Below are 22,199 nucleotides of genomic sequence, written 5' to 3' on the forward strand. Positions count from 1 at the left end.
GTGTACTCGAAATGATTTTGCGTTTTCACTGGTGATTGTAGTGAATGACCGTTAATTCGTCGTTTTGTTTGCGCCGTTCGTCGCATCGAGCCGGGCAATCGTCGCACGGGCTTCGGCCAATTCCTTTTCCAACTGGACGACGCGTTGCTGCGCCTTGACCTGGGCCGTCACGTCTTTTTGCACGCCCACGAAATAGGTGTGGCCATCCGCCTCGTTTTTTACCGTGGACAGTGACAATTCATTCCAGAACGGCGTGCCGTCCTTGCGATAGTTGCGAAGGATTTCCCGACAAGCGCCGCCTTGATCCAGGGTCTGGCGAATTCGCTCCAGGGAGGGTTGATCGCGATCACCCGATTGCAGGAAACGGCAATCCTGATAAAGGATCTCGTCGCGGCTATAACCGGTCAGCCGTTCGAAGGCCGGGTTCACATAGATCAGAATATTGTCTTCGCCTTCCTTTTCAGCGATGACGATTCCGTCATTGGAAGCATTTATCACCAGTTGCATCAGTTGCGCATTGATCATGGAGCACGTCCTTTTTAGCCCATGTAAGTACCGCATTATTGGAAGAACCTGGCGCGATGTCTACTGGCCATTAGTTCTTATCGAGCGTCAATCGTAGCCTTGCGGCTCAGCCTGTTACTATCGCGCTTCTCTTTTATTCAGGCTCAGGACCAGATTGATGAAAGTCGCCATCCTTTCCGGCTCGGTGTACGGCACCGCTGAAGAAGTCGCTCGACACGCCGCCAAGCTGCTCGGTGATGCAGGCTTTGAAACCCTGCACAATCCGCGGGCAACCCTGGCCGATATCCAGGCATTAGGCCCGCAGGCCGTGTTGGCTGTGACATCCACCACCGGCATGGGCGAATTGCCGGATAATCTGATGCCGCTGTATTCGACAATACGTGACCAACTGCCGGCGTTTTTTCGCGGCCTGCCGGGTGCGGTGATCGGCCTGGGGGATGCCAGTTATGGCGATACCTTCTGCGGCGGTGGCGAGCAGATGCGCGAGTTGTTCGCCGAGCTGGGCGTGCGCGAGGTGCTGCCGATGTTGCGCCTGGATGCCAGCGAGAGCGTCACCCCGGAAACCGATGCCGAACCCTGGTTGGGCGAGTTGATCGACGCGTTGCGTGGTTGAGGGAGGCGGCGGGCCCTGCCGATGACCCGCTCGGCCATTAAGCTGGCTGCCAAGGCAACTACCGTCGCGGTAAGGGCTGACTAGACTCATTCTCTTGTGCCAAACCTATAACGATAAGCCCGAGGTCAGAGCCGTGAGCATAGCGCCCATCCAACCGACACTCAGCATCAAGGACCAGGTCAGTGCCGCTGAATGGCAAACCCGTATCGATCTTGCCGCCTGTTACCGGCTGGTCGCGCTGCATGGCTGGGATGACCTCATCTTCACCCATATTTCTGCGAAGGTTCCCGGCACCGAGGACTTTCTGATCAACCCATTCGGGTTAATGTTTCATGAAATCACTGCGTCGAGCCTGGTCAAGGTCGATCAGGCCGGCCACAAGCTGATGGACAGTCCCTACGAAATCAACCCGGCCGGCTATACCATCCACAGTGCGGTGCACGAAGTACGGGATGATGTCGCCTGTGTGCTGCATACCCATACCGCTTCCGGCGTAGCGGTATCGGCCCAGAAACAAGGCGTGTTGCCGATCAGCCAGCAGTCATTGTTCGTGTTGTCGAGCCTCGCCTATCACGCTTATGAAGGCGTGGCCCTGAATCATGAAGAGAAGGCCCGCTTGCAGGCAGACCTGGGGAACAGCAGTTTTCTGATGCTGCACAACCATGGGTTGCTGACATGCGGTGGCACCATCGCTGATACCTTCCTGATGATGTTCACTTTCCAGCGGGCCTGCGACATCCAGGTTCTGGCCCAGAACGGCGGGGCTGAGCTGATAGCCATCGAACCGAACATACTGGCCGGTGCCCGGGCGATGATTGCCGGGGTGACCAAAAGCGCCCAGGGCATGGGTGGTGCGCTGGCCTGGCCGGCGTTGCTGCGCAAGCTCGATCAACAAGACCCGGGCTACAGAAACTGATGCCCATGGTCCAGATTCCGCTGCGTATCTGGCGCCAGCGCGGCCAGACATTCCTGTTCCGGGGCCACACCATCCGGTATTGGGTGGCGGGGCATGGCGAGCCGCTGCTGTTGATCCACGGTTTCCCCACGGCCAGTTGGGACTGGCATTACCTGTGGCAGCCATTGGCACAGCGTTACCGCGTGATCGCCTGCGACATGCTCGGTTTCGGCGACTCCGCGAAACCGACGGATCATGTCTACAGCCTGCTGGAGCAGGCGGATCTGCAGCAGGCATTGCTGGCGCATCTGGATGAGCGGCAAGCGGTGCACATTCTGGCCCACGATTATGGTGACAGCGTGGCTCAGGAACTGATCGCCCGGCATTGTGAAGCACGCATCGAAATCGCCAGTTGTGCGTTTCTCAACGGGGGCCTGTTTCCGGAAACCCATCGTCCGGTGCTGGCGCAGAAGTTGTTGCTCAGTCCGTTGGGCTGGCTGGTAGGTCGTGCGTTTTCACGCGAAGGCCTGGCCAGGAATTTTCGGCAGATCTTTGGCCCCTGGCGTGGCCCCAGCGAAAGTGAACTGGATGATTACTGGAGCCTGGTGAAAAACCACGACGGCCCACGGATCATGCACAAACTCATCCGCTACATTCCCGAGCGTCGCGTACAGCGTGACCGCTGGGTGCAGGCGATGCAGCGCGGCGAGGTTCCGATGCGGGTGATCGACGGCGCGTTCGATCCGATTTCCGGCGCGCATATGGTGGCGCGCTATGAGGCCCTGATTCCGAATGCGGATACGGTGCTGCTGCCCGATATCGGGCACTACCCCCAGACTGAAGCCCCCGTGCAAGTGCTCAAGCATTACCTGGCGTTCCGTGAGAACCTCGCGGCGCCAGTGCGGCTGCGGGCCTCGGTGAAGTGTCTGTGACTGCCGGCTCCCTATCGCGAGCAGGCTCCCTATCGCGAGCAGGCTCGCTCCCACCCTGTCCGGGGTGAACCTGATACCTGTGTCCACCGCCAGTCCCCTGTGGGAGCGAGCCTGCTCGCGATAGCGCTGGGTCAGCTTGCCTCGATGGTGGATCTGCCGCCGAACCCGGTTCGGGTTGAATCCGGCCCCCCGCATCATCCCCTCACCTTATCGCCTACCATTCACTCGCAACCGTGTTGATTGTGACCGTCCGCCCCGTGCCTGACACTCAGGCTTTAAATCCTCGGCCTGCTGGAGTTCTGCCCATGAGTGAGTCTGTGCGCTTCGAAGATAAAGTGGTAATCGTCACGGGAGCCGGCGGTGGGCTGGGGCGGGCCCATGCGCTGCTGTTCGCCAGGCAAGGCGCCAAGGTGCTGGTCAATGACCTCGGCGGCTCCGCGCAGGGGGAAGGGGCCAATGCCTCGGCGGCGGATCGGGTGGTCGCTGAAATCCGCGAAGCCGGGGGCATCGCCGAGGCGAACCACGATTCTGTTACCGATGGCGACAAACTTGTGCAAAACGCCCTCGACGCGTTTGGCCGGGTCGATGTCGTGGTGAACAATGCCGGCATCTTGCGGGACAAGACTTTCCACAAAATGGACGACGCCGATTGGGACCTGGTCTACCGCGTCCACGTCGAGGGCGCATACAAAGTCACCCGTGCCGCCTGGCCGCACCTGCGTGAGCAAAATTATGGCCGGGTAATCTTCACCGCTTCCACGTCCGGCATCTACGGCAACTTCGGCCAATCCAACTACGGCATGGCCAAGCTCGGCCTTTATGGCCTGACGCGTACCCTTGCTATCGAGGGCCGCAAAAACAACATCCTGGTCAACGCCATCGCCCCCACCGGCGGCACGCGCATGACCGAAGGCCTGATGCCGCCGCAGGTGTTCGAACAGCTCAAGCCCGAATTCGTCAGCCCGTTGGTGGTGTACCTGGCCAGCGAAGCCTGCCAGGAAACCTCCGGGTTGTTCGAAGTGGGCGGCGGCTGGATGGGCAAAGTACGCTGGGAGCGCAGCCTCGGCGTCGGGTTCGACCCAAGCAAAGGCTTCTCGCCCGAAGACGTTGCTGCCCATTGGCAACAGATCTGCGATTTCGACAACGCGGTGCATCCCAATGACAACCTGGAAGCGTTGAAGGAAATGATGGCGAACATGCAGCGTTACGCCGTGTAACGATTATTGCCTGGGCCGGTTGTCGTTGCCGACGATAACCGTGCTCAGGGAAAGTACTTCTTTACCAAGGCCGCCAGGTTCGCCGCGGTCTCGATATCCATCACCCCGTCATGTTTCGCCGGCCGAAAGTGCAACTGGAAGGCGCGTACCAAGCGCTGGAAACCCATGACCGTCGTGGCCGCTGTCGTGTCATACCCATACTTCCTGAACAGCCCCAGCAGATGTTCCCGCGTTGGTACGCCTGTGCATCGGTAGGCCTGCAGGAAAGACTGTTGTGTGCAGTCATCGAACCACGCGCCGATGCCTTTCAGATACAAAGCATGCCAGGGAAACATCGGGCCCGGGTCACTCTTGCGCCCGGCGGCGATGTCCGAATGCGCCACGACATTGACCGGGCTGATATCGGGATAACGCCCGAGTATGTCGAGGGCCAACTGCTCCACTGCTTCGATTTGCTGCGGCGAGTAAGGCGGGAAGGTGAATGTTCCCTGGTGATCGGCGGCCAGATTGACGATTTCGACTCCAATGGACGTGTCGTTCAAATTGTTGCGATTCCCCCAACTGCTCACCCCTGCGTGCCAGGCCCGCTTGTTTTCGTCCACCAGATTGAAAATCTGCGGCTCATTGAAACCTGCTTCCGCATAACTCGGGTCAGTGAAGTCCGGAACCAGGTAATGGGCGCTGACGGAGGCGCCGGTCAGTGCGCTGATGGAAGATGAGAAATTGGCGGCCGTGTAATGGAAAACCAGAAAGCGAATGCGGTTGTTGTGGCCTTTGTTTGAACGGTAACGGGTGGAATTTATCGGGTACATAAATGTGCTCATTGATAATTGAAGGGGTCGAAGCTGCGCGCTTCGATTAACTTCAGACTAACAATGATCTTCAAATTGGCTTGTAGTGAGGGTCTTGGTCTTTTGTAGGAATTGGCGTTTGGTTTGTGGGGTTCTATAACCTGGAGATAAAGAAATCGCTGTACAGGCAGCGGCTAATGGTTAGGTGTATCTTTTTTCAAGAAAGAATTTTGGTGCTTTCCAGTTGGGGCCCTTAATGCAAAGACCTTTTTTGCCGTTTGCCAGGACCCCTGTTTTGAAAAGCTTAGTGTAAGTTCTTTCAAGCTCACCATGCTGTATAAGCTTAATGTTATGGCGTCTGATCATCATGTCCAAATGTGGGGGCGCTTTCAATAGTGCAAATACTGTGACGATTTCTTCTAATGGCTCATTCTTGATTATTTGCTCAATGGTGTTCATTAAACTCTCCTTTCAAAAGTCTGATCCATCCCTGATCGACGAATAAAGACTATAAATTCGATCCTGAAAGTTGGGCAGGTGAGAGATTCCGAAGGTGTTGTAGGAAACAAGAAATCTCACGCCGGAGAAAACCGCGCCGCGAACTCAAGTCAGCTTGGGTACCCATCTGGAAACCATTGATATAAAAAAGGCCGCTGCAAAAAGCAGCGGCCTGAAGATGACGTTGCAAAGGAGCCACAAACCAACGTCGGTAAGCACGGGGTGATGGATCGATAATCCATCCGAATGACGGTGCGCCAGGCGTGAGGGATGCCATGGCGGGTGCTTGCAGGCCCGTTACCCTGAAAGCCCGGCCAGCATAGGGATCGGGCGCATCGGGAAACAGACCGGATCCGGACATGCACTGTTACGGCGCGCGCAACAGTCGAAACGAAGCGCCGAACATGCATTGCACTGATGGGCCACTATCCAGCCCATCCATGGCGTGTGCAAAGCCCCGTCTTGTGCGGGCAATCATCCTTTCGAGCGACAACGTGAATACCTCCTTGGTGCGCTTATCGCCCATGACGGGCGGCAGTAGGGTGAAGTCTCTGTCACTCACCGGGGAAGACGCATGACAACAATAACAATGCGCGCCATCTTCAAGCCGCAGGCGCTGGCCGTTGCGGTGGCCTTGGGCTGCTGTGCCCAGGCTCAGGCTGTCTCATTCAACATTGGCGAGATCGAAGGCCAGTTCGACTCCTCGCTGTCCGTGGGCGCGAGCTGGGGTATGAGCGATGCCAACAAGGACTTTATCGGCACGGTCAACGGCGGTCGGGGCCAGGCTTCCACCGGTGATGATGGGCGGCTGAATTTCAAGAAGGGCGAGACCTTCTCGAAGATCTTCAAGGGGCTGCACGACCTCGAACTCAAGTACGGTGATACCGGCGTGTTCGTGCGTGGCAAGTACTGGTATGACTTCGAGCTGAAGGACGAAAGCCGTCCGTTCAAGGACATCAGCGACAGTAATCGCAAGGAGGGCGCCAAGTCCTCAGGGGCGGAGATTCTCGATGCCTTCGTCTATCACAACTATTCCATCGCCGATCTGCCGGGCACCGTGCGTGCCGGCAAACAGGTGGTCAGTTGGGGGGAGAGTACCTTCATCGGTAACTCCATCAACAGCATCAACCCGGTGGACGTGTCCGCATTCCGTCGCCCGGGGGCCGAGATCAAGGAAGGCCTGATTCCGGTGAACATGCTGTTCGCCTCCCAAGGCCTGACCGACAAGCTCACCATCGAGGGCTTCTACCAGTTGGAGTGGGACCAGACGGTGGTCGACAACTGCGGCACGTTCTTCGGCAATGACGTGGTAGCGGATGGCTGCACCAGTGGCTATACCGTGGGCAGCCCGGCTATCGCGCCGTTCGTACCGCTGACCCAGGCGTTCGGTCAGGGGATCGAGGTGTCCAGCGAAGGCGTGGTCATTCCTCGTGGCGGCGACCGTGATGCCCGTGACTCCGGCCAGTGGGGCACGGCGTTGCGCTGGCTTGGTGATGACACCGAGTACGGTCTGTACTTCATGAACTACCACAGTCGCACGCCTACGGTCGGTACCACGACGGCGGGAGCTTCAACCCTGGCGGCTCTGCCGGGAATGGTTGCGATTGCCAACGGTCTGGCTCCGGGCAGCGGTGCGGGCCTGGCGCAAAGCGTGATGCTGGGTCGCGGTCAGTACTACCTGGAATACCCCGAAGACATCCATCTGTACGGTGCCAGCTTCTCCACCACGCTGCCCACCGGCACCGCATGGACCGGTGAAATCAGCTATCGCCCCAACGCTCCGGTACAGCTCAATACCAACGACTTGACCCTGGCCTTGCTCAATCCGATTGCCGGTGGCGCAGCCTCACCGATTGCAACCAGGGCCGGCGCCGACAACACCGGCTACCGCCGCAAGGAAATCACCCAGATCCAGAGCACCATGACGCACTTCTTCGATCAGGTGTTGGGCGCGGACCGCCTGACCCTGGTGGGCGAGGCGGCGGTGGTGCATGTCGGCGGGCTGGAGTCCAAGGACAAGCTGCGTTACGGCCGCGATTCGGTCTACGGCCAATATGGGTTCAACGGTGACACCGATGGCTTCGTCACCTCGACCTCATGGGGCTATCGCGCCCGGGCGATCCTCGACTACTCCAACGTCATCGCCGGCATCAACTTCAAGCCCAACATGTCCTGGTCCCATGACGTGGCCGGCTACGGTCCCAACGGTCTGTTCAACGAGGGCGCCAAGGCCGTCAGCCTCGGCGTCGATGCCGACTATCGCAACACCTACACCGCCAGCCTGAGCTACACCGACTTTTTCGGCGGCGACTACAACGTCCTCAAGGATCGCGACTTCCTCGCGTTGAGCTTCGGCGTGAACTTCTGATCTGGCTGACAAGGAAAAACCTATGCGCAAGATGATCCTGCAATGCGGCGCCCTGGCTTTGAGCCTGTTGGCCGCAAACGTGATGGCGGCGGTCTCGCCGGACGAGGCGAACAAACTGGGCACCAGCCTGACGCCGCTGGGTGCGGAGAAAGCCGGTAACGCCGATGGCTCGATCCCGGCCTGGACCGGTGGTATTCCGAAAAACGCCGGTGCCGTGGACAGCAAAGGTTTCCTGGCGGATCCGTTCGCCAATGAGAAGCCGTTGTTCATCATCACCGCCGCGACGGTGGACAAGTACAAGGACAAGCTTTCCGAAGGCCAGGTCGCGATGTTCAAGCGCTACCCGGAGACCTACAGGATCCCGGTCTATCCGACCCATCGCAGCGTTGGGCTGCCGCCGGAAATCTACGAGTCGGCCAAGCGCAGTGCGCTCAATGTCACCGCGATCAACGACGGTAACGGCCTGGCCAATTTCACCGGTAACCGCTACTACGCGTTTCCGATTCCCAAGAACGGTGTGGAAGTCATCTGGAACCACATCACCCGTTATCATGGTGGCAACCTGCGACGCATCATCACCCAGGCGACACCGCAGACCAACGGCAGCTTTACGCCGATCCGTTTCGAAGAGGAAGCCGCTGTGCCGGCCCTGATCAAGGACGCCGATCCGGAAAAAGCCAGCAACGTGCTGACCTATTTCAAGCAGGAAGTCACCGCCCCCGCACGTCTGGCCGGCAACGTACTGCTGGTGCATGAAACCCTCGACCAGGTGAAGGAGCCGCGCCTGGCCTGGATCTACAACGCCGGCCAGCGCCGTGTGCGCCGTGCCCCTCAGGTGGCCTACGACGGCCCGGGTACTGCCGCTGACGGGCTGCGCACGTCGGACAACTTCGACCTGTTCTCCGGTGCACCGGATCGCTACGACTGGCAACTGGTCGGCAAGAAGGAAATGTACATTCCGTACAACAGCTACAAGCTCGACTCACCCAACCTCAAGTACGACGACGTGATCAAGGCCGGCCACATCAACCAGGACCTGACCCGCTATGAGTTGCACCGGGTCTGGGAAGTGATCGGTACGGTCAAGCCCAACGAGCGGCACATCTATGCCAAGCGCCACATGTACTTCGACGAAGACAGCTGGCAGGCGGCGCTGGTGGATCACTACGACGGTCGTGGTCAACTGTGGCGTGTGGCCGAAGGACATGCGCAGTTCTATTACGACCACCAGAACCCCGCCTATACCCTCGAGACGCTCTACGACATCATCGCCGGCCGCTACATTGCGCTGGGCATGAAGAACGAAGAGAAGCACAGCTATGAGTATGGTTTCGAGGCCAGGGCAGCCGACTACACGCCGGCGGCGCTGCGCTCGAGCGGGGTTCGGTAAGCCTCGATAGCCTTCTGATTGTGGCGAGGGATTTTATCTGCGGTGAGGGGATGATCTGTGGCGAGGGGATTAATCCCCTCGCCACAAGAACATCTTTCCGGTCGTTTTCTTATGGCGCGCGATCAGCGCGCTGAATACTTCTCCAAAGGTTGGCGACACAGGGCTAGGGTGGTGAGACAACAATAAAAGGGACTCTCGCACATGACCGCCATGACCCCGTGTCCGGATCGTCCTGGATTGCTGCCTCGCCTGTCCTCGACGCATGTGCCACGTCGGTCCCTGAGCGAGCCGTTGCTCACTTCCGAAGCTCGGATAAAACTGCTCTGCGCGCCGGCGGGCAGTGGCAAGAGCGCGTTGTTTGCCGAGTGTTTTCTACAGGCTCCCGCCGGATGCCAGTTGCACTGGCTGCCGCTGGGGGGCGCGGCGTTGGATGCGAAGCAGATGTGCGAGCAACTGGCGCAGACCCTCGGGCTGCCGGTGATGGAGGAGGCGGCGCTGTTGTCCCATCTGGCGCGCTTGCAGACGCCGACCTGGTTGTTCCTGGATGATTATTGCCGAGTACCTAATCCCGAACTGGACCAGTTCCTTGACCGTCTGCTGAACGCCAGCAGCCCGGCGCTGCACCTGTGGCTCAATGGCCGTCGCCGACCACATTGCAACTGGTTGCGCTTGTTGCTCGATGACGAGCTGCACGAGTTCGATGCGAAGGCGCTGGTGTTCAGCCCTGACGATATTCAGCCGTTGCTCGGTCATCTGCCTGGCCCTCTGGCGATCCGTACGGCTCGCGAGGTAATACAGCGCAGCGGCGGCTGGTGCGCCGGTGTGCGCATCGCCTTGCTCGAGCGTTGCGAGTGGGCGCGCCGCCACGCATCGCCGGGACGCCCCGGTACCTTGCTCGATTATCTGGAGCACGAATTGTTCAGCGCGTTGACCCCGGACCTGGCACAGGCCTGGCGCGTGCTGGCCCATCTGCCGCGCTTCAATGCGCGGCTGTGCGAGCATCTGTTCGGTGACACCGTGGGAGCGGAATGCCTTCCCTTGTTGCAGGATCTGGGATGCTTTATCGAGCCGTGGGAGCAATCCTCGGACTGGTTGCAGATATTCCCGGCCCTGGCCCGGCTGGTGCGTGAGGAACCCTGGCCCCAAGGGCGCTCCTGGCATCGACGGGCCTGCCAGTGGTTCGCGGCCGAGCAGGATTGGCCGATGGCGTTCGAGCAGGCAATGTTGGCTGAAGAGTTCGAGGCCGCCGTCAGTGTTCTGCAGCACCTGAGCTTCGAGCATGTCTTGCAAGGTCGCAACGTGGCGCTGTTACTGGGTTTGCATGATCGACAGGGTGAAGCGCTGGCACTGGGTACGCCGCAGTCGGTGGGGTTGGTCACGGCCGCGCTGCTGTTCGCCGGTCGTTTCGATCAGGCATCGGCGTGTATCGAGCAACTGGCCAGGTTTGCCCCCCAACCCAAGGCCTGCCAGCAGCGCCAGTTGATTGCCCGGTGGCAGGTTCTCAGTGGCTGGTTGCGGCACCTGGCAGGAGAGGGTGATCAGGCGAGCGAACATTTTATCCAGGCCCAGAACAGCTTGGATCCGGAGGCCTGGGCTTCACGACTGCTGTGCCAGTCGGGGCTGACACAACAGGCGTTGCTCAGGGGCGAGTTGGCGTCGGCCCAATGGATCAACCGCCAGGCGCTGTGCCTGGCGCGTGCACAGGGTTCGCTGGTGTTCGAGGGGGTGTTGGAGCTGGATCACGCCCAAGTGCTGGAGCAGCGCGGCGCGCCTCACCGGGCCGACCATCTGTTGAGTGCGGTGCAGGGGCTGCTGGATAAGCCAGGCCAGGACTTTTCTCCGTTGCTGGGGCGCATTGCCCTGCGGCGCGGGCGCCTGGCATTGCGCATGGGGTATGCAGAGCAGGCTGCGGAGCAGTTTCAAACGGGTCTGGAGACGAGTCTTCACTGTCAGGACAAACAAGTGCTCTACGGCTTTCTCGGCAAGGCCAGTCTGGCCGCCAACCAGGGCGACTACGGCGAAGCCTTCGTGCAACTGCGTGAAGCCGAGCGGGTCATGCAGCAGCGGCACATTCCCGACACCGTATACCGTGGTGTGTTGCTGCAGACCAGTTGCCAGTTCTGGTTGCAGCAAGGCCGCCCGGAACTGGCCCATGAAGCCTTGACCCGGGTCTTGCGACATTTCCGCGGCCCACAGGCCAGGCACGCGCCGCCTGCGACCCTGGAATTGATTCCGCGGCTTGAATACCTGTTGGTACTGGCCGAGGTCTACCTGCAGCGGGCGCAAGATCCGCAGGGCCGGTTGAGAGACATGATTGCCCAGGCGCAACGCTGTGGCATGCAAGGACTGGAAACCGAGCTGCATCTGGCCTTGGCCGAAGTCGTCTGGCTGTGCGGCGAGCATTCCCAGGCCCGTGTCCTGATGCAGGAAGGCCTGGAACGAGTCGCCTGTTGGCGCGCGCAGCAGGCCCTGTGTGAGCTGCGCTTGCGCCAGCCGGAACTGTTGCGTTGGGCACAGTCGGCGGAGCCCGTCGGACAGCCGACGGTCATTGCCGAAGGCGCCTTGCTCAGTCAGCGAGAGTTGGAAGTTCTGGAGCTGATTGCCCAAGGCCATTCCAATCAGCAAATTGCCGAACGGTTGTTCATTTCGCTGCACACGGTAAAAACCCATGCTCGGCGGATACATAGCAAGTTAGGCGTGCAGCGACGTACCCAGGCGGTGGCGAAGGCCAAGGTCATGGGTGTCATGGGTTAGTTCCGCTATTAGAAGCCCGGTTGTTTTGTGCAAGGTAGGCACTGCCTGAGATAACTGTTTGCAAGTCTTCACGCACGCTTACATTTGCTTTTTCGCGATAAGCGGGGGCTCTGGTGTATAACGGCCCTGGTGAAGTTGCACGGGTTATTTTACCCGGTCGCTTTATCAGTGAACCCTGTCTGGGTGAACATCAATAAAGGATCGGACAGGAGGTCCGAACACAAGACAAGGATGCTTATGAATATGCCGTTGTTTTCCTCTCACGCTGAAAGGCTTTTTACGCTCAAGAAAACCCGTGTGGATTTTGCCGTGCGGGTACTGTTGGGCCAGTCGCTGGAGGCGCGAGGGATCAATCCCCATACCAACTATCTGACGACACTGACCAATGTTTCGAGCGCAGAGCTTCAATCTTCCGAGACCTTGTTCGATGTCGCGCTGGGTTGCGTCGAAGAACAAGTACTGCCTCATTACACGCAAGGACTCAGCAATGTCTTCAGCAAGCGTTATTCCTTTGCTGCCGAAGACCGGGTAAAGGCTCTGGATCTGATCGAGTTCGAACGCATTGTCATGGAGATCGTGACAAGTCTTGCCGAAAAACCTTCAATGGATCTGTCTTGGCGCACGATCAAGCGTCTGACGGTCGAGGATATTCGCGGGGCGTTGAACATTCATTTGCCCGGGGTAAATCTCGATGAAGTCTACGTCACCAGTTTCGTCACCCATGACTTCGGCAAGCGCGTGGTGTCTTCCTCTCAGCAACTGGCCGAATACCTGCTGGGCCATTTCGAGCAGGATGAAATTCCTTACCACTCGCACGGCAGTCACCAGGCCATTCATGCCGTCCCCTTCAGTGGCAGCGACGAGCACCTGCATCCACAGCTGACCACCGCGCACATCAACGATTTACTGATCAGAATGGTTCCGGACTTACTGAGCTGATCCTGAGCCGGACTCATACCCCATCCGCCAACTCACGGCCCGGGTCGCCGCCAACAATCGTTGGGCCGCCGGGCCATTTTCGTCGGCATGGAACAGCGAGGTCGGGCCGACGATGGTCATGACCGCCGTGACTTGGCCGACGGCATTGAAGACCGGCGCGGACAAGGCGTCCACGCCTGGCATCAGCAAGCCATGCACATGATGCAATCCCCGACCGCGGATCTGTTCGCACAGGGTGGCATAGGCGTGGTCGTCGGCCAGTGCATGAGTGTCGGTGGCCGCCACTTCCTGTTCTCGCAGTCCGATGGTCTCGCGCTCCGGCAGATAGGCACTGAACACCAGTCCGGTGGACGAACTGAGCAGCGGCAACACCGAACCCAGTTGCGTCACCACAGTCACGGCGCGCACGGCGGGTTCGATCCGTACCACGGTCGCGCCGTGATTGCCCCACACCGCCAGGAAACAGGTTTCGTTCAAGTCGTCCCGCAGTTCCGCCAGGGGCAGGGCGGCCACTTGCAGCACGTCCATGCCGTTCAGCGCCGCCAGGCCCACCCGCAAGGCTTCGCGCCCCAGGCCGTAATGGTTGGTGGCGGTGTTCTGCTCGGCGAACCCGCTGGCAATCAAGGCCTGCAGGTACCGATGAACCTTGCTCGCCGGCATCTGCACGTGTTCGGCCAGGCGCGACAGCGACGTGGAGGGGGAGAGTTCGGCCAGGGCCTTGAGGATGTCGGTGCCGACTTCGGCCGAGCGGACTTTCTGTTTGCCGTTATTGAGCGGGGTTTCCATGGAGGCACTGGATCCGGAGGGCGAATGGGCGTCTTTATAGCTTGACGGTCGCTGTCGAGCAAATTACGTTATGCGTAATCGAATTACGATAAAAACAACAGGTGTTCAGGAGGCTCCATGAACCTCGATTCCACAGCGTCTGAGCTGGCGTACCAATCAGGCTTTGGCAACGAATTTGCCAGCGAAGCGCTGCCCGGCGCGCTGCCTGCCGGCCAGAACTCGCCGCAGAAGGCCCCCTACGGTCTCTACGCCGAATTGTTTTCCGGCACGGCATTCACCATGGCGCGTAGCGAGGCGCGGCGCACCTGGATGTATCGCATCCGGCCATCGGCCAACCATCCGGCTTTCGTCAAGCTGGAACGCCAACTGGCCGGCGGGGCGCTGGGCGAGGTCACCCCCAATCGCCTGCGCTGGAACCCGTTGGACATCCCCGCCGACCCCACCGACTTCATCGACGGGCTGGTGCGCATGGCCGCCAATGCCGGCCAGGACAAGCCCGCCGGGATCAGCATCTTCCACTACCGTGCCAACCGTTCCATGGAGCGGGTGTTCTTCAATGCGGACGGCGAATGGCTGATCGTGCCGCAGTCGGGGCGATTGCGGATCGTCACCGAGCTGGGGCGGCTGGAACTTGAACCGCTGGAAATCGCCGTGTTGCCTCGCGGCTTGAAGTTTCGCGTCGAGCTGCTCGATCCGCAGGCCCGTGGCTACCTCGCCGAGAACCATGGCGCGCCGCTGCGCCTGCCTGATCTCGGTCCCATTGGCAGCAACGGCCTGGCCAACCCGCGGGACTTCCTGACCCCAGTCGCGCATTACGAAAACCTCGCTCAGCCGACCACGCTGGTGCAGAAATTCCTCGGTGAGTTGTGGGCTTGCGAACTGGATCATTCGCCGTTCGACGTCGTGGCCTGGCACGGCAATAACGTGCCGTACAAGTACGACCTGCGCCGGTTCAACACCATCGGCACGGTCAGCTTCGATCATCCGGACCCTTCGATTTTCACGGTGTTGACCTCGCCTACCAGCGTCCACGGCTTGGCCAATCTCGACTTCGTGATCTTCCCGCCGCGCTGGATGGTGGCGGAAAAGACCTTCCGTCCACCCTGGTTCCACCGCAACCTGATGAACGAATTCATGGGGCTGATCCAGGGCGCCTACGATGCCAAGGCCGAGGGTTTCCTGCCGGGCGGTGCCTCCTTGCACAGTTGCATGAGCGCCCACGGTCCGGACGGTGAAACCTGCACCAAGGCAATCAACGCCGAGCTGACACCGGTGAAAATCGACAACACCATGGCCTTCATGTTCGAAACCAGCCAGGTGCTGCGCCCGAGCCGTTTCGCACTGGACTGCCCGCAACTGCAAACCGACTACGATGCCTGTTGGGCTTCGCTGCCCGTCACGTTCGACCCGACCCGGAGATAATCCATGACCCAAGTTTCCCCTGCCCGTAGCTGGGTTGCCTCTGCCAACGGCCATGCCGATTTCCCTCTGCAAAACCTGCCACTGGGGATCTTTAGCGTGAACGGCGACGCTCCTCGCAGCGGTGTTGCCATTGGCGATCATGTGTTCGACTTGCAGGCCGCGCTGCAGGCAGGCCTGTTCGATGGCGCAGCGCGCGAAGCCGTCGAAGCCATGAGCGGCGGCCAGTTGAACGCATTCTTCGAGCTGGGCCGCAATGCCCGGGTGGCCTTGCGTGAACGACTGCTGGCCTTGTTGGGCGAAGACAGTGCGCAACGCGAGCAGATCCTGGCCCAAGGGACGAAGATGCTTCCCCTGGCGACGGATTGCCAGATGCACCTGCCGGCGAAAATCAACGACTACACCGACTTCTACGTTGGCATCGAGCATGCGCAAAATGTCGGCAAGCTGTTTCGCCCCGACAACCCGCTGTTGCCCAATTACAAATACGTTCCCATCGGCTACCACGGTCGCGCCTCGACCATCCGCCCGTCCGGTACCGATGTACGCCGCCCCAAGGGCCAGACCCTGCCTGCCGGCCAGAGTGAACCGACTTTCGGCCCCTGCGCGCGGCTGGACTACGAGCTGGAGCTGGGGATCTGGATCGGCAAGGGCAATGCACTGGGCGAGCCCATCGCCATCGGTGATGCCGCTGAACACATTGGCGGGTTCTGCCTGCTCAACGATTGGTCGGCGCGGGATATCCAGGCCTGGGAATACCAACCGCTTGGGCCTTTCCTGTCGAAGAGTTTCCTGACCAGCATTTCGCCGTGGGTCGTGACGGCTGAAGCCTTGGAACCGTTCCGTCGCCCTCAACCGGCGCGGCCTGAAGGCGATCCGCAACCGCTGCCGTATCTGCTGGACAAGCGCGATCAGGACGGCGGCGCCTTTGATATCGAGCTGGAAGTCCTGCTGCTGACCGGAGCCATGCGTGAGCGGAACCTGCCGGCCCATCGCCTGACCCTGAGCAACACCCGCTACATGTATTGGACCGTGGCGCAGATGGTCGCGCACCACAGCGTCAATGGCTGCCAGTTGCAGGCCGGCGACCTGTTCGGCTCGGGCACCTTGTCGGGCCCGGAGAACGGTCAATTCGGCAGCTTGCTGGAGATCACCGAGGGCGGCAAGAAGCCGATCGAGCTTGCGTCCGGTGAAGTGCGCAAGTTCCTCGAGGATGGCGACGAAATCATCCTGCGGGCCCGTTGCAGCCGTGAGGGCGTCGCCTCCATCGGCTTTGGCGAATGCCGGGGCAAGATCCTGCCGGCGCGTTGAGGGACAGGGCATGGAACTCTATACGTACTATCGCTCCACTTCGTCTTATCGGGTGCGCATCGCCCTGGCACTCAAGGGCCTGGATTACCGTGCCGTGCCGGTCAACCTGATCGCACCGCCGGGAGGCGAGCATCGTCAGCCGACTTACCTCGCGATCAACCCGCAAGGGCGGGTACCGGCGCTGCGTACCGACGAGGGGGCGTTGCTGGTGCAATCGCCGGCCATCATCGAATACCTGGAGGAGCGTTATCCACAGGTGCCACTGCTCAATCCTGACCTGGCGGTGCGTGCCCATGAACGCGGCGTCGCCGCCCTGATCGGTTGCGATATCCACCCATTGCACAACGTCAGCGTGCTCAACAAGCTGCGGCAGTGGGGGCACGATGAAACGCAGGTGACGGAGTGGATCGGGCATTGGATCAGCCAGGGGCTGGCGGCGGTGGAGCAGTTGATCGGCGACGAGGGCTACTGTTTCGGCCCCGCGCCAGGATTGGCAGATGTCTACCTGATCCCGCAGTTGTACGCGGCTGAGCGTTTCAACGTGTCCTTGCAAGGTTATCCACGGATCCGTCGCGTTGCGGCGCTGGCAGCTGCACATGCCGCGTTCCAGCGGGCGCATCCGGCTCATCAGGTGGACACGCCTGCCAGCTGACATCAAGGGTGGCTGATCTGACGCCATCGCGAGCAGGCTCGCTCCCACATGGTTCGCGTTTCACCGTCCCGTGTGGGAGCGAGCCTGCTCGCGATGGCGGCCTGACATTCAATCAGGGCGCCGGCCTCTCTGCAGATCAATGCACAATCGAATTCGGCGGCAGATGCCCCAGCCGTTCTGTCAGCCGGATCCGCTGGATCGGGTCATCACTGAGCATCAGCGCATGTTCCAGGTCGAAGCGTTCGGCGTTGGGGCAGTCGAGCCGCTGGTACAGGCTGGCGCGGGCCAGATAATCGGCGGCGCTGGCGTTGCCGAGTTCCAGCACCCGTTCAGCATCGATCAGCGCGTCGATGTACTCGTCGTTCGTCAGATGCAACTGCCGGAGATTGCGTGACAGGCGCTGGAGCATCTGCAGCGGTTCGGCGCTGGCCAGGTGTTCAGCCTTGAGCGACACGTTCGAGCCATATTGGCGCTGCAACAGTTCCCGGCAGTCGTTGGGATACAGCCGACGGCCGCCGCATGGGTCGAGCAGGTGATCGGCACCGGGCACCCGGAGCAGGAAGTGACCGGGAAAATTGACCCCGACCATCGGTATTTCCAGGCCTCGGGCCAATTCCAGGGCAATCAGGGCGAGAGCCAGCGGTTGGCCGCGCTTTCTGGCCAATACTTTGTCGAGCAACGCTACACGCGGGCGCAGGGGCGTGAAATCGTCCTGGGCAAACCCCAGGTCATTCAGGCAGCGCAACAAGGGCTGGCCCAGCTCAGCGACGGGCAGCAACGGCAGGTCATGGCTGACCCGCTGTTGCAGATCCCTGAAGTCCCTCAGCAGGGCCGGTACGTCGACGTCGCGATCATGCTCGGCAGCGATCCAAAGCGCCGCTTCGAACAGCGCAGCAGGCGACCGGTGCAGACATTCAAAAAAGGCTTGGCGCGGTTTCATCACACTCTCCGGACATTGCCTCGTTTTAGCCCTGCCACGGGCTTTCGTCCAGTATCGGAGAGAGGCGGCAACGGTTATGTCCGAAAAGACTGACAGCTGAAGCGGCTTATTCCGGCGTGCTCCAGCAAATTTCAGCTACGCGCCTATACTGGCGAAACAAACAGAAGTGATTCGGGAGCCTGTCGATGTTTGCGCTCATGCAAAGCTCCCGCCTTGAATCGCTGCACTTGAGCGTGGACCCGACAACAGGGTTGAAGGCGGTCATTGCCATCCATAGCAGCCGCCCAGGGCCAGCCTTGGGCGGATGTCGTTATCTGTCCTACCCCGACGATGAAAGTGCCGTGGTCGATGCCGTGCGCCTGGCCCAAGGCATGAGCTATAAGGCCGCCCTGGCGGGGCTGCCCGTGGGCGGCGGGGTGGCGGTGATCATGCGTCCGGCCCATGTCGAAAGCCGGGCCGCATTGTTCGAAGCTTTTGGTCGCTGCATCGAGCAACTGGATGGCCGGTACATCACCGCCATCGACAGCGGTACCTCGGTGGCCGACATGGATTGCATCGCCCAACAGACCCGTCATGTCACCAGTACCACCGCCTCGGGAGACCCGGCACCTCACGCGGCGATGGGCGTGTTTGCCGGCATTCGTGCCACGGCCATGGCCCGGCTGGGCAGTGATAACCTTGAAAGCCTGCGCGTGGCGATCCAGGGCCTGGGCAATGTCGGGTACGCCCTGGCCGAACAGTTGCACGCGGCCGGTGCCGAACTGCTGGTCAGCGACATCGACCCCGGCAAGGTGCAACTGGCAATGGAGCAATTGGGCGCCCATCCCATTGCCAACGATGCGTTGCTCAGCACCCCTTGCGACATTCTTGCTCCTTGCGGCCTGGGCGGTGTGCTCAACAGCCATAGCGTGGCGCAACTGCGTTGCTCGGCCGTGGCCGGCTCGGCCCATAACCAGTTGAGCAACCTGCAAGTGGCCGATCAACTGGAAAGGCGCGGGATTCTCTACGCGCCGGACTATGTGATCAACTCCGGCGGCCTGATCTACGTCGCCCTGAAGCATCGCGGCGAAGAGTTGCCAACCATCACCGCTCACCTGTCGAAAATCGCTGCCCGGCTCACGGAAGTCTTTGCCCATGCCCAGGCGGAGAAACGCTCACCAGCCCGGGTGGCGGATGAATTGGCGGAGCGTTTGCTGTATCGCTAACAACGGCTCGCAGCGCACCGCGAACCGTCATGATCAGTTGCCCGCGGCGATGACGGCGGTTTTGGCTTGCCGGGTATGGGTCAGCACGAAATGCGCCACGAGACCGAAGATCAGGCCCCAGAATGCGGCGGCCAGCCCCAGGAAACTCATGCCCGATGCGGTCACCAGGAAAGTGATCAGCGCTGCTTCCCGCTGCTTTTCATCGGCCATGGCTCCGGTCAGCCCGGCGCTGATTGCACCGAACAACGCGAGGCCGGCGAGGGAGGCGATCAGTTCTTTCGGCAGTGCGGAAAATACCGAGGCCAGCGTTGCGCCGAAGGTGCCCATCAGGATGTAGAACACCCCGCAGGCGATGCCGGCGATGTAGCGTTTGTCGCGGTCCTCATGGGCCTCGCGGCCGGTGCAGATCGCTGCGGTAATGGCCGCCAGGTTCAAACCGTGGGAGCCGAAGGGCGCCATCAGCGCCGCGCCAATTGCAGTGACCGAAATGATAGAGCGCGCCGGCGTGTTGTAGCCCGCGGTCCGTAACACGGCCATGCCCGGTACGTACTGGCCGGTCAGCGTCACCAGCGCCAATGGCAGGCCGATGTTGATGATTGCGTGCCAGCTCCATTCAGGGGCGATAAAAACCGGATGGGCCACCTCGATGGTAATCGAACCACTGTTGAGCTCTCCGAACGCGGCGGCCATCGCGCAGCCGACCACCAGTACCGACAGAATCGCGTAGCGCGGCGAAAAGCGCTTGCAGAGCAGATAAGCCGCAATCATCGACAGTACCAACGCCGGCTGCAGTTTGACCGAAGTGAACAGCTCTGCGCCGAAGCGGAACAGGATGCCGGCGAGCATGGCGGCGGCGATGGCTTTGGGCAGGCGACTCATCAGTTTGTCGAACGCGCCGGACAAACCCACGACGGCAATGATCAGCGACGCCACTGCATAGGCGCCGATGGCCTGGGGCAGGGTGACGGTCGGCAGCATCGACACCAGCAAGGCCGCGCCCGGTGTCGACCATGCGGTGATCACAGGAACACGCAGGCGCCAGCTCAGGAGCAGGCCGGTGATCCCGCTGCCGATGGAAATGGCCCAGATCCATGAGGACACCACATCGTTGGCCAGGTGTGCCTCCTTGGCTGCCTGGAACACGATGATGAGGGGGCCGGCGTAGGAAATGATCACGGCGATAAAGCCCGCGATGATCGCTGACAGGGATAGATCCTTTCTGAGTATGGCCATGATGTCTCGACTTGGCACGGCAGGAGCGTGCAGTTGATCAGGGATTGATTGAATCGATTGATTCGATTCTGGATGAGTGTATTTGAATGAATTGAATTGATTCAATGGTTCGGTGATAGGTTTCGCAGCGTTCTTCTGTTTTTATCAATTAACTATATGATTTATATGTAAATTAATTTTAGCTGTGTTGTCTTTTGAGAACCGGTTTTGGATTGGATATCGAGTCAATCGACTCAATTCATTGATTGTTCCCATCATTAATGGCCTCGCCTCGATGTGATATGCTCGCAAATTCATCATTTCTACGAGGGGCGGCGATCATTCATGTGGATTCCCCAGCTAAGCGAGTTCAACCAGCCGATGTACCTGTCAATTGCCGATGCGTTGGCACGCGACATCGGTAATGGGGTGCTGAGCGAGGGTGACCGCTTGCCGACCCTGCGGGAATTGGCCAATGCCCTGGATGTCACGCCGGGCACCATCAGCCGGGCCTATGGCGAAGCCCATCGACGTGGGCTGGTGCAAGGTGAGGTGGGGCGTGGCACGTATGTGCTCAGCCAGCAGCAACTGGACCTGCCGACAACTCATGGCGCCGCGCCGTTGAACCTGGGGCAGCCCGAACTGCTCGATCTCTCGATCATCAAGCCTTCCAGCGAAACCCTGGAGTACTGGTTGCGCGGTGCGCTGGTGGGCATGGCAAAAAGCACCGATTTTGCCGGCGCCCTGGATTACGCCCCGGACGGTGGTCACCCGGCCCATCGTGAAGCAGGCGCGCAGTGGCTGCGTCATTCGTTGCCCGACGCGCAATGGCAGCAAGTGGTGATCACCGCCGGGGCCCAGCATGGCTTGATGGTCGCGATGAGCGCGCTGACCAACGCTGGCGACCTGGTGCTCTGCGAGGCGCTTTGCTACCCGGGCATCATTTCCCTGGCCCATGGCCTCGAACGCCGCCTGCGCGGTGTGCCGATGGATGACGAAGGCATCATCCCCGAAGCGTTGCGTGAACTGTGTTTGCGAGAGAAACCAGCGATGCTGGTTTGTGTGGCGACTTGCCAGAATCCGACGGCGGCGATCATGTCGCAAAAGCGTCGGGCCCAGATTGCCGCGCTGGCCGAGGAGTTCGACTTCATCATCCTGGACGATGATATCTATGGTTTCCTCGCCACCGATCCGTCGACCAGACCGCTGTCGGCTTTTGCGCCGGACCGGTCGGTGTACCTGACCAGTCTGTCGAAGGCGGTCATGCCGGCGCTTCGGGTCGGTTATCTCTACAGCCCGCCGAAACTGCTGTCACGGCTGACCTCGATGGTGCGCAGCAGTGTCTGGATGCCGTCACCGTTGACCGCGCAACTGGCGAGCAATGTGATCACCGAGGGCCTGGACAAGAAACTGATCCGCATCCAGCGCAATGAAGCCGCCGGGCGGCAAGCGATTGCTCGGGAAGTCTTTGCCAACTTCGAGCTCAAGGCCCAGCCCTATGCGTACCATGTCTGGTTGACGCTGCCCGAACCGTGGACCGGCGACGAATTCACGATGCTGGCCCGGGCCAACGGCGTACTGGTACTCAGTGGCTCGCAGTTCCAGGCTGAACGCTCCGGGACCAGCCGAAGTGTAAGGGTGGTGCTGATGTCCCCTACCAGCCAGGACGAGCTGCGTTTCGCCCTGACAAAGTTGGCCAGCCTGATCGATTCCGACCCACGCCGTTACTATTGAGTCGCCCCAGGCTGGACC

At 60.4% G+C, this 22,199-nt stretch carries 19 protein-coding genes; 13 read left to right on the plus strand and 6 right to left on the minus strand.

The genetic code is table 11. The annotated features are described in order from the left end of the window. Positions 1–51 precede the first annotated feature (51 nt). Positions 52–525 (minus strand): PAS domain-containing protein, encoded by a 474-nt coding sequence (locus tag FGE05_RS14145; protein WP_139645832.1) that lies wholly within the window; start codon positions 523–525, stop codon positions 52–54. Positions 526–682: 157 nt separating this feature from the next. Here FGE05_RS14145 and FGE05_RS14150 point away from each other — a divergent pair, with 157 nt between their 5' ends. The 4 genes from FGE05_RS14150 to FGE05_RS14165 all read left to right on the plus strand — a co-directional run bounded on the left by FGE05_RS14150 (position 683) and on the right by FGE05_RS14165 (position 4,182). Beyond that, a complete protein-coding gene (locus FGE05_RS14150; protein ID WP_139645834.1) occupies positions 683–1,138 on the plus strand; it encodes a flavodoxin in 456 nt (151 codons plus the stop codon). A 133-nt stretch (positions 1,139–1,271) separates the two neighbouring features. Then, positions 1,272–2,054: a class II aldolase/adducin family protein gene (locus FGE05_RS14155; RefSeq protein WP_139645836.1), complete on the plus strand. Its 783-nt coding sequence runs from the start codon at positions 1,272–1,274 to the stop codon at positions 2,052–2,054. After that, positions 2,054–2,965, plus strand: coding sequence for an alpha/beta fold hydrolase (locus FGE05_RS14160; protein WP_139645838.1), 912 nt, complete (start codon positions 2,054–2,056; stop codon positions 2,963–2,965). The genes FGE05_RS14155 and FGE05_RS14160 overlap by 1 nt, the downstream gene beginning before the upstream one ends. A 305-nt stretch (positions 2,966–3,270) precedes the next feature. After that, a complete protein-coding gene (locus FGE05_RS14165; protein ID WP_053192539.1) occupies positions 3,271–4,182 on the plus strand; it encodes an SDR family oxidoreductase in 912 nt (303 codons plus the stop codon). Between the two features lie 44 nt (positions 4,183–4,226). Here FGE05_RS14165 and FGE05_RS14170 read toward each other — a convergent pair whose 3' ends face one another. Both FGE05_RS14170 and FGE05_RS14175 read right to left on the minus strand, forming a co-directional pair. Beyond that, a complete protein-coding gene (locus FGE05_RS14170) occupies positions 4,227–4,994 on the minus strand; it encodes an N-acetylmuramoyl-L-alanine amidase (RefSeq protein WP_139645840.1) in 768 nt (255 codons plus the stop codon). A 180-nt stretch (positions 4,995–5,174) separates the two neighbouring features. After that, positions 5,175–5,432, minus strand: coding sequence for a hypothetical protein (locus FGE05_RS14175; protein WP_139645842.1), 258 nt, complete (start codon positions 5,430–5,432; stop codon positions 5,175–5,177). Positions 5,433–6,045: 613 nt separating this feature from the next. Between FGE05_RS14175 and FGE05_RS14180 the strand changes: the two genes are divergently transcribed. From FGE05_RS14180 to FGE05_RS14195, 4 genes are all read left to right on the plus strand, one after another. Continuing rightward, positions 6,046–7,839: a DUF1302 domain-containing protein gene (locus FGE05_RS14180; RefSeq protein WP_139645844.1), complete on the plus strand. Its 1,794-nt coding sequence runs from the start codon at positions 6,046–6,048 to the stop codon at positions 7,837–7,839. Positions 7,840–7,861: 22 nt separating this feature from the next. Further along, on the plus strand, positions 7,862–9,229 hold the full coding sequence (locus FGE05_RS14185; protein ID WP_139645846.1) for a DUF1329 domain-containing protein: 1,368 nt from the start codon (positions 7,862–7,864) through the stop codon (positions 9,227–9,229). 201 nt (positions 9,230–9,430) lie between these two features. Further along, positions 9,431–11,983, plus strand: a complete 2,553-nt coding sequence (locus FGE05_RS14190) for a LuxR C-terminal-related transcriptional regulator (RefSeq protein ID WP_139645848.1) — start codon at positions 9,431–9,433, stop codon at positions 11,981–11,983. 237 nt (positions 11,984–12,220) lie between these two features. Then, complete coding sequence (locus FGE05_RS14195; protein WP_139645850.1) at positions 12,221–12,922, plus strand: hypothetical protein; 702 nt, start codon at positions 12,221–12,223, stop codon at positions 12,920–12,922. Here the strand turns inward: FGE05_RS14195 and FGE05_RS14200 are convergent. Further along, positions 12,911–13,708: an IclR family transcriptional regulator gene (locus tag FGE05_RS14200; protein ID WP_139645852.1), complete on the minus strand. Its 798-nt coding sequence runs from the start codon at positions 13,706–13,708 to the stop codon at positions 12,911–12,913. The two genes, FGE05_RS14195 and FGE05_RS14200, sit on opposite strands and share 12 nt — an antisense overlap. A 117-nt stretch (positions 13,709–13,825) precedes the next feature. On the opposite strand from FGE05_RS14200, the gene hmgA reads away from it, so the two are divergent. The 3 genes from hmgA to maiA are packed head-to-tail and all read left to right on the plus strand — an operon-like array spanning position 13,826 to position 17,090. Further along, positions 13,826–15,130 carry a homogentisate 1,2-dioxygenase gene (gene hmgA, locus FGE05_RS14205; protein ID WP_139645854.1) on the plus strand — a complete coding sequence of 435 codons (1,305 nt, stop codon included), beginning with the start codon at positions 13,826–13,828 and terminating at the stop codon, positions 15,128–15,130. Positions 15,131–15,133: 3 nt separating this feature from the next. Next, entirely contained in the window at positions 15,134–16,438 is a 1,305-nt protein-coding gene (gene fahA, locus FGE05_RS14210; protein WP_139645856.1) for a fumarylacetoacetase, read from the plus strand. Between the two features lie 10 nt (positions 16,439–16,448). Further along, positions 16,449–17,090, plus strand: coding sequence for a maleylacetoacetate isomerase (gene maiA / locus FGE05_RS14215; protein ID WP_139645858.1), 642 nt, complete (start codon positions 16,449–16,451; stop codon positions 17,088–17,090). Between the two features lie 136 nt (positions 17,091–17,226). On the opposite strand, the gene FGE05_RS14220 is transcribed toward maiA, so the two are convergent. Beyond that, positions 17,227–18,030 carry a SirB1 family protein gene (locus FGE05_RS14220; protein ID WP_139645860.1) on the minus strand — a complete coding sequence of 268 codons (804 nt, stop codon included), beginning with the start codon at positions 18,028–18,030 and terminating at the stop codon, positions 17,227–17,229. Positions 18,031–18,215: 185 nt separating this feature from the next. On the opposite strand from FGE05_RS14220, the gene FGE05_RS14225 reads away from it, so the two are divergent. Beyond that, entirely contained in the window at positions 18,216–19,235 is a 1,020-nt protein-coding gene (locus tag FGE05_RS14225; RefSeq protein WP_041022375.1) for a Glu/Leu/Phe/Val dehydrogenase dimerization domain-containing protein, read from the plus strand. Between the two features lie 33 nt (positions 19,236–19,268). Here FGE05_RS14225 and FGE05_RS14230 read toward each other — a convergent pair whose 3' ends face one another. Then, a complete protein-coding gene (locus FGE05_RS14230) occupies positions 19,269–20,468 on the minus strand; it encodes a benzoate/H(+) symporter BenE family transporter (RefSeq protein ID WP_139645862.1) in 1,200 nt (399 codons plus the stop codon). Between the two features lie 324 nt (positions 20,469–20,792). Between FGE05_RS14230 and FGE05_RS14235 the strand changes: the two genes are divergently transcribed. Next, positions 20,793–22,181: a PLP-dependent aminotransferase family protein gene (locus FGE05_RS14235; RefSeq protein ID WP_139645864.1), complete on the plus strand. Its 1,389-nt coding sequence runs from the start codon at positions 20,793–20,795 to the stop codon at positions 22,179–22,181. The last annotated feature ends 18 nt before the right edge of the window (positions 22,182–22,199 follow it).

Origin of the sequence: Pseudomonas sp. ICMP22404 (assembly GCF_006227205.1) — a bacterium.
GTDB lineage: Bacteria > Pseudomonadota > Gammaproteobacteria > Pseudomonadales > Pseudomonadaceae > Aquipseudomonas.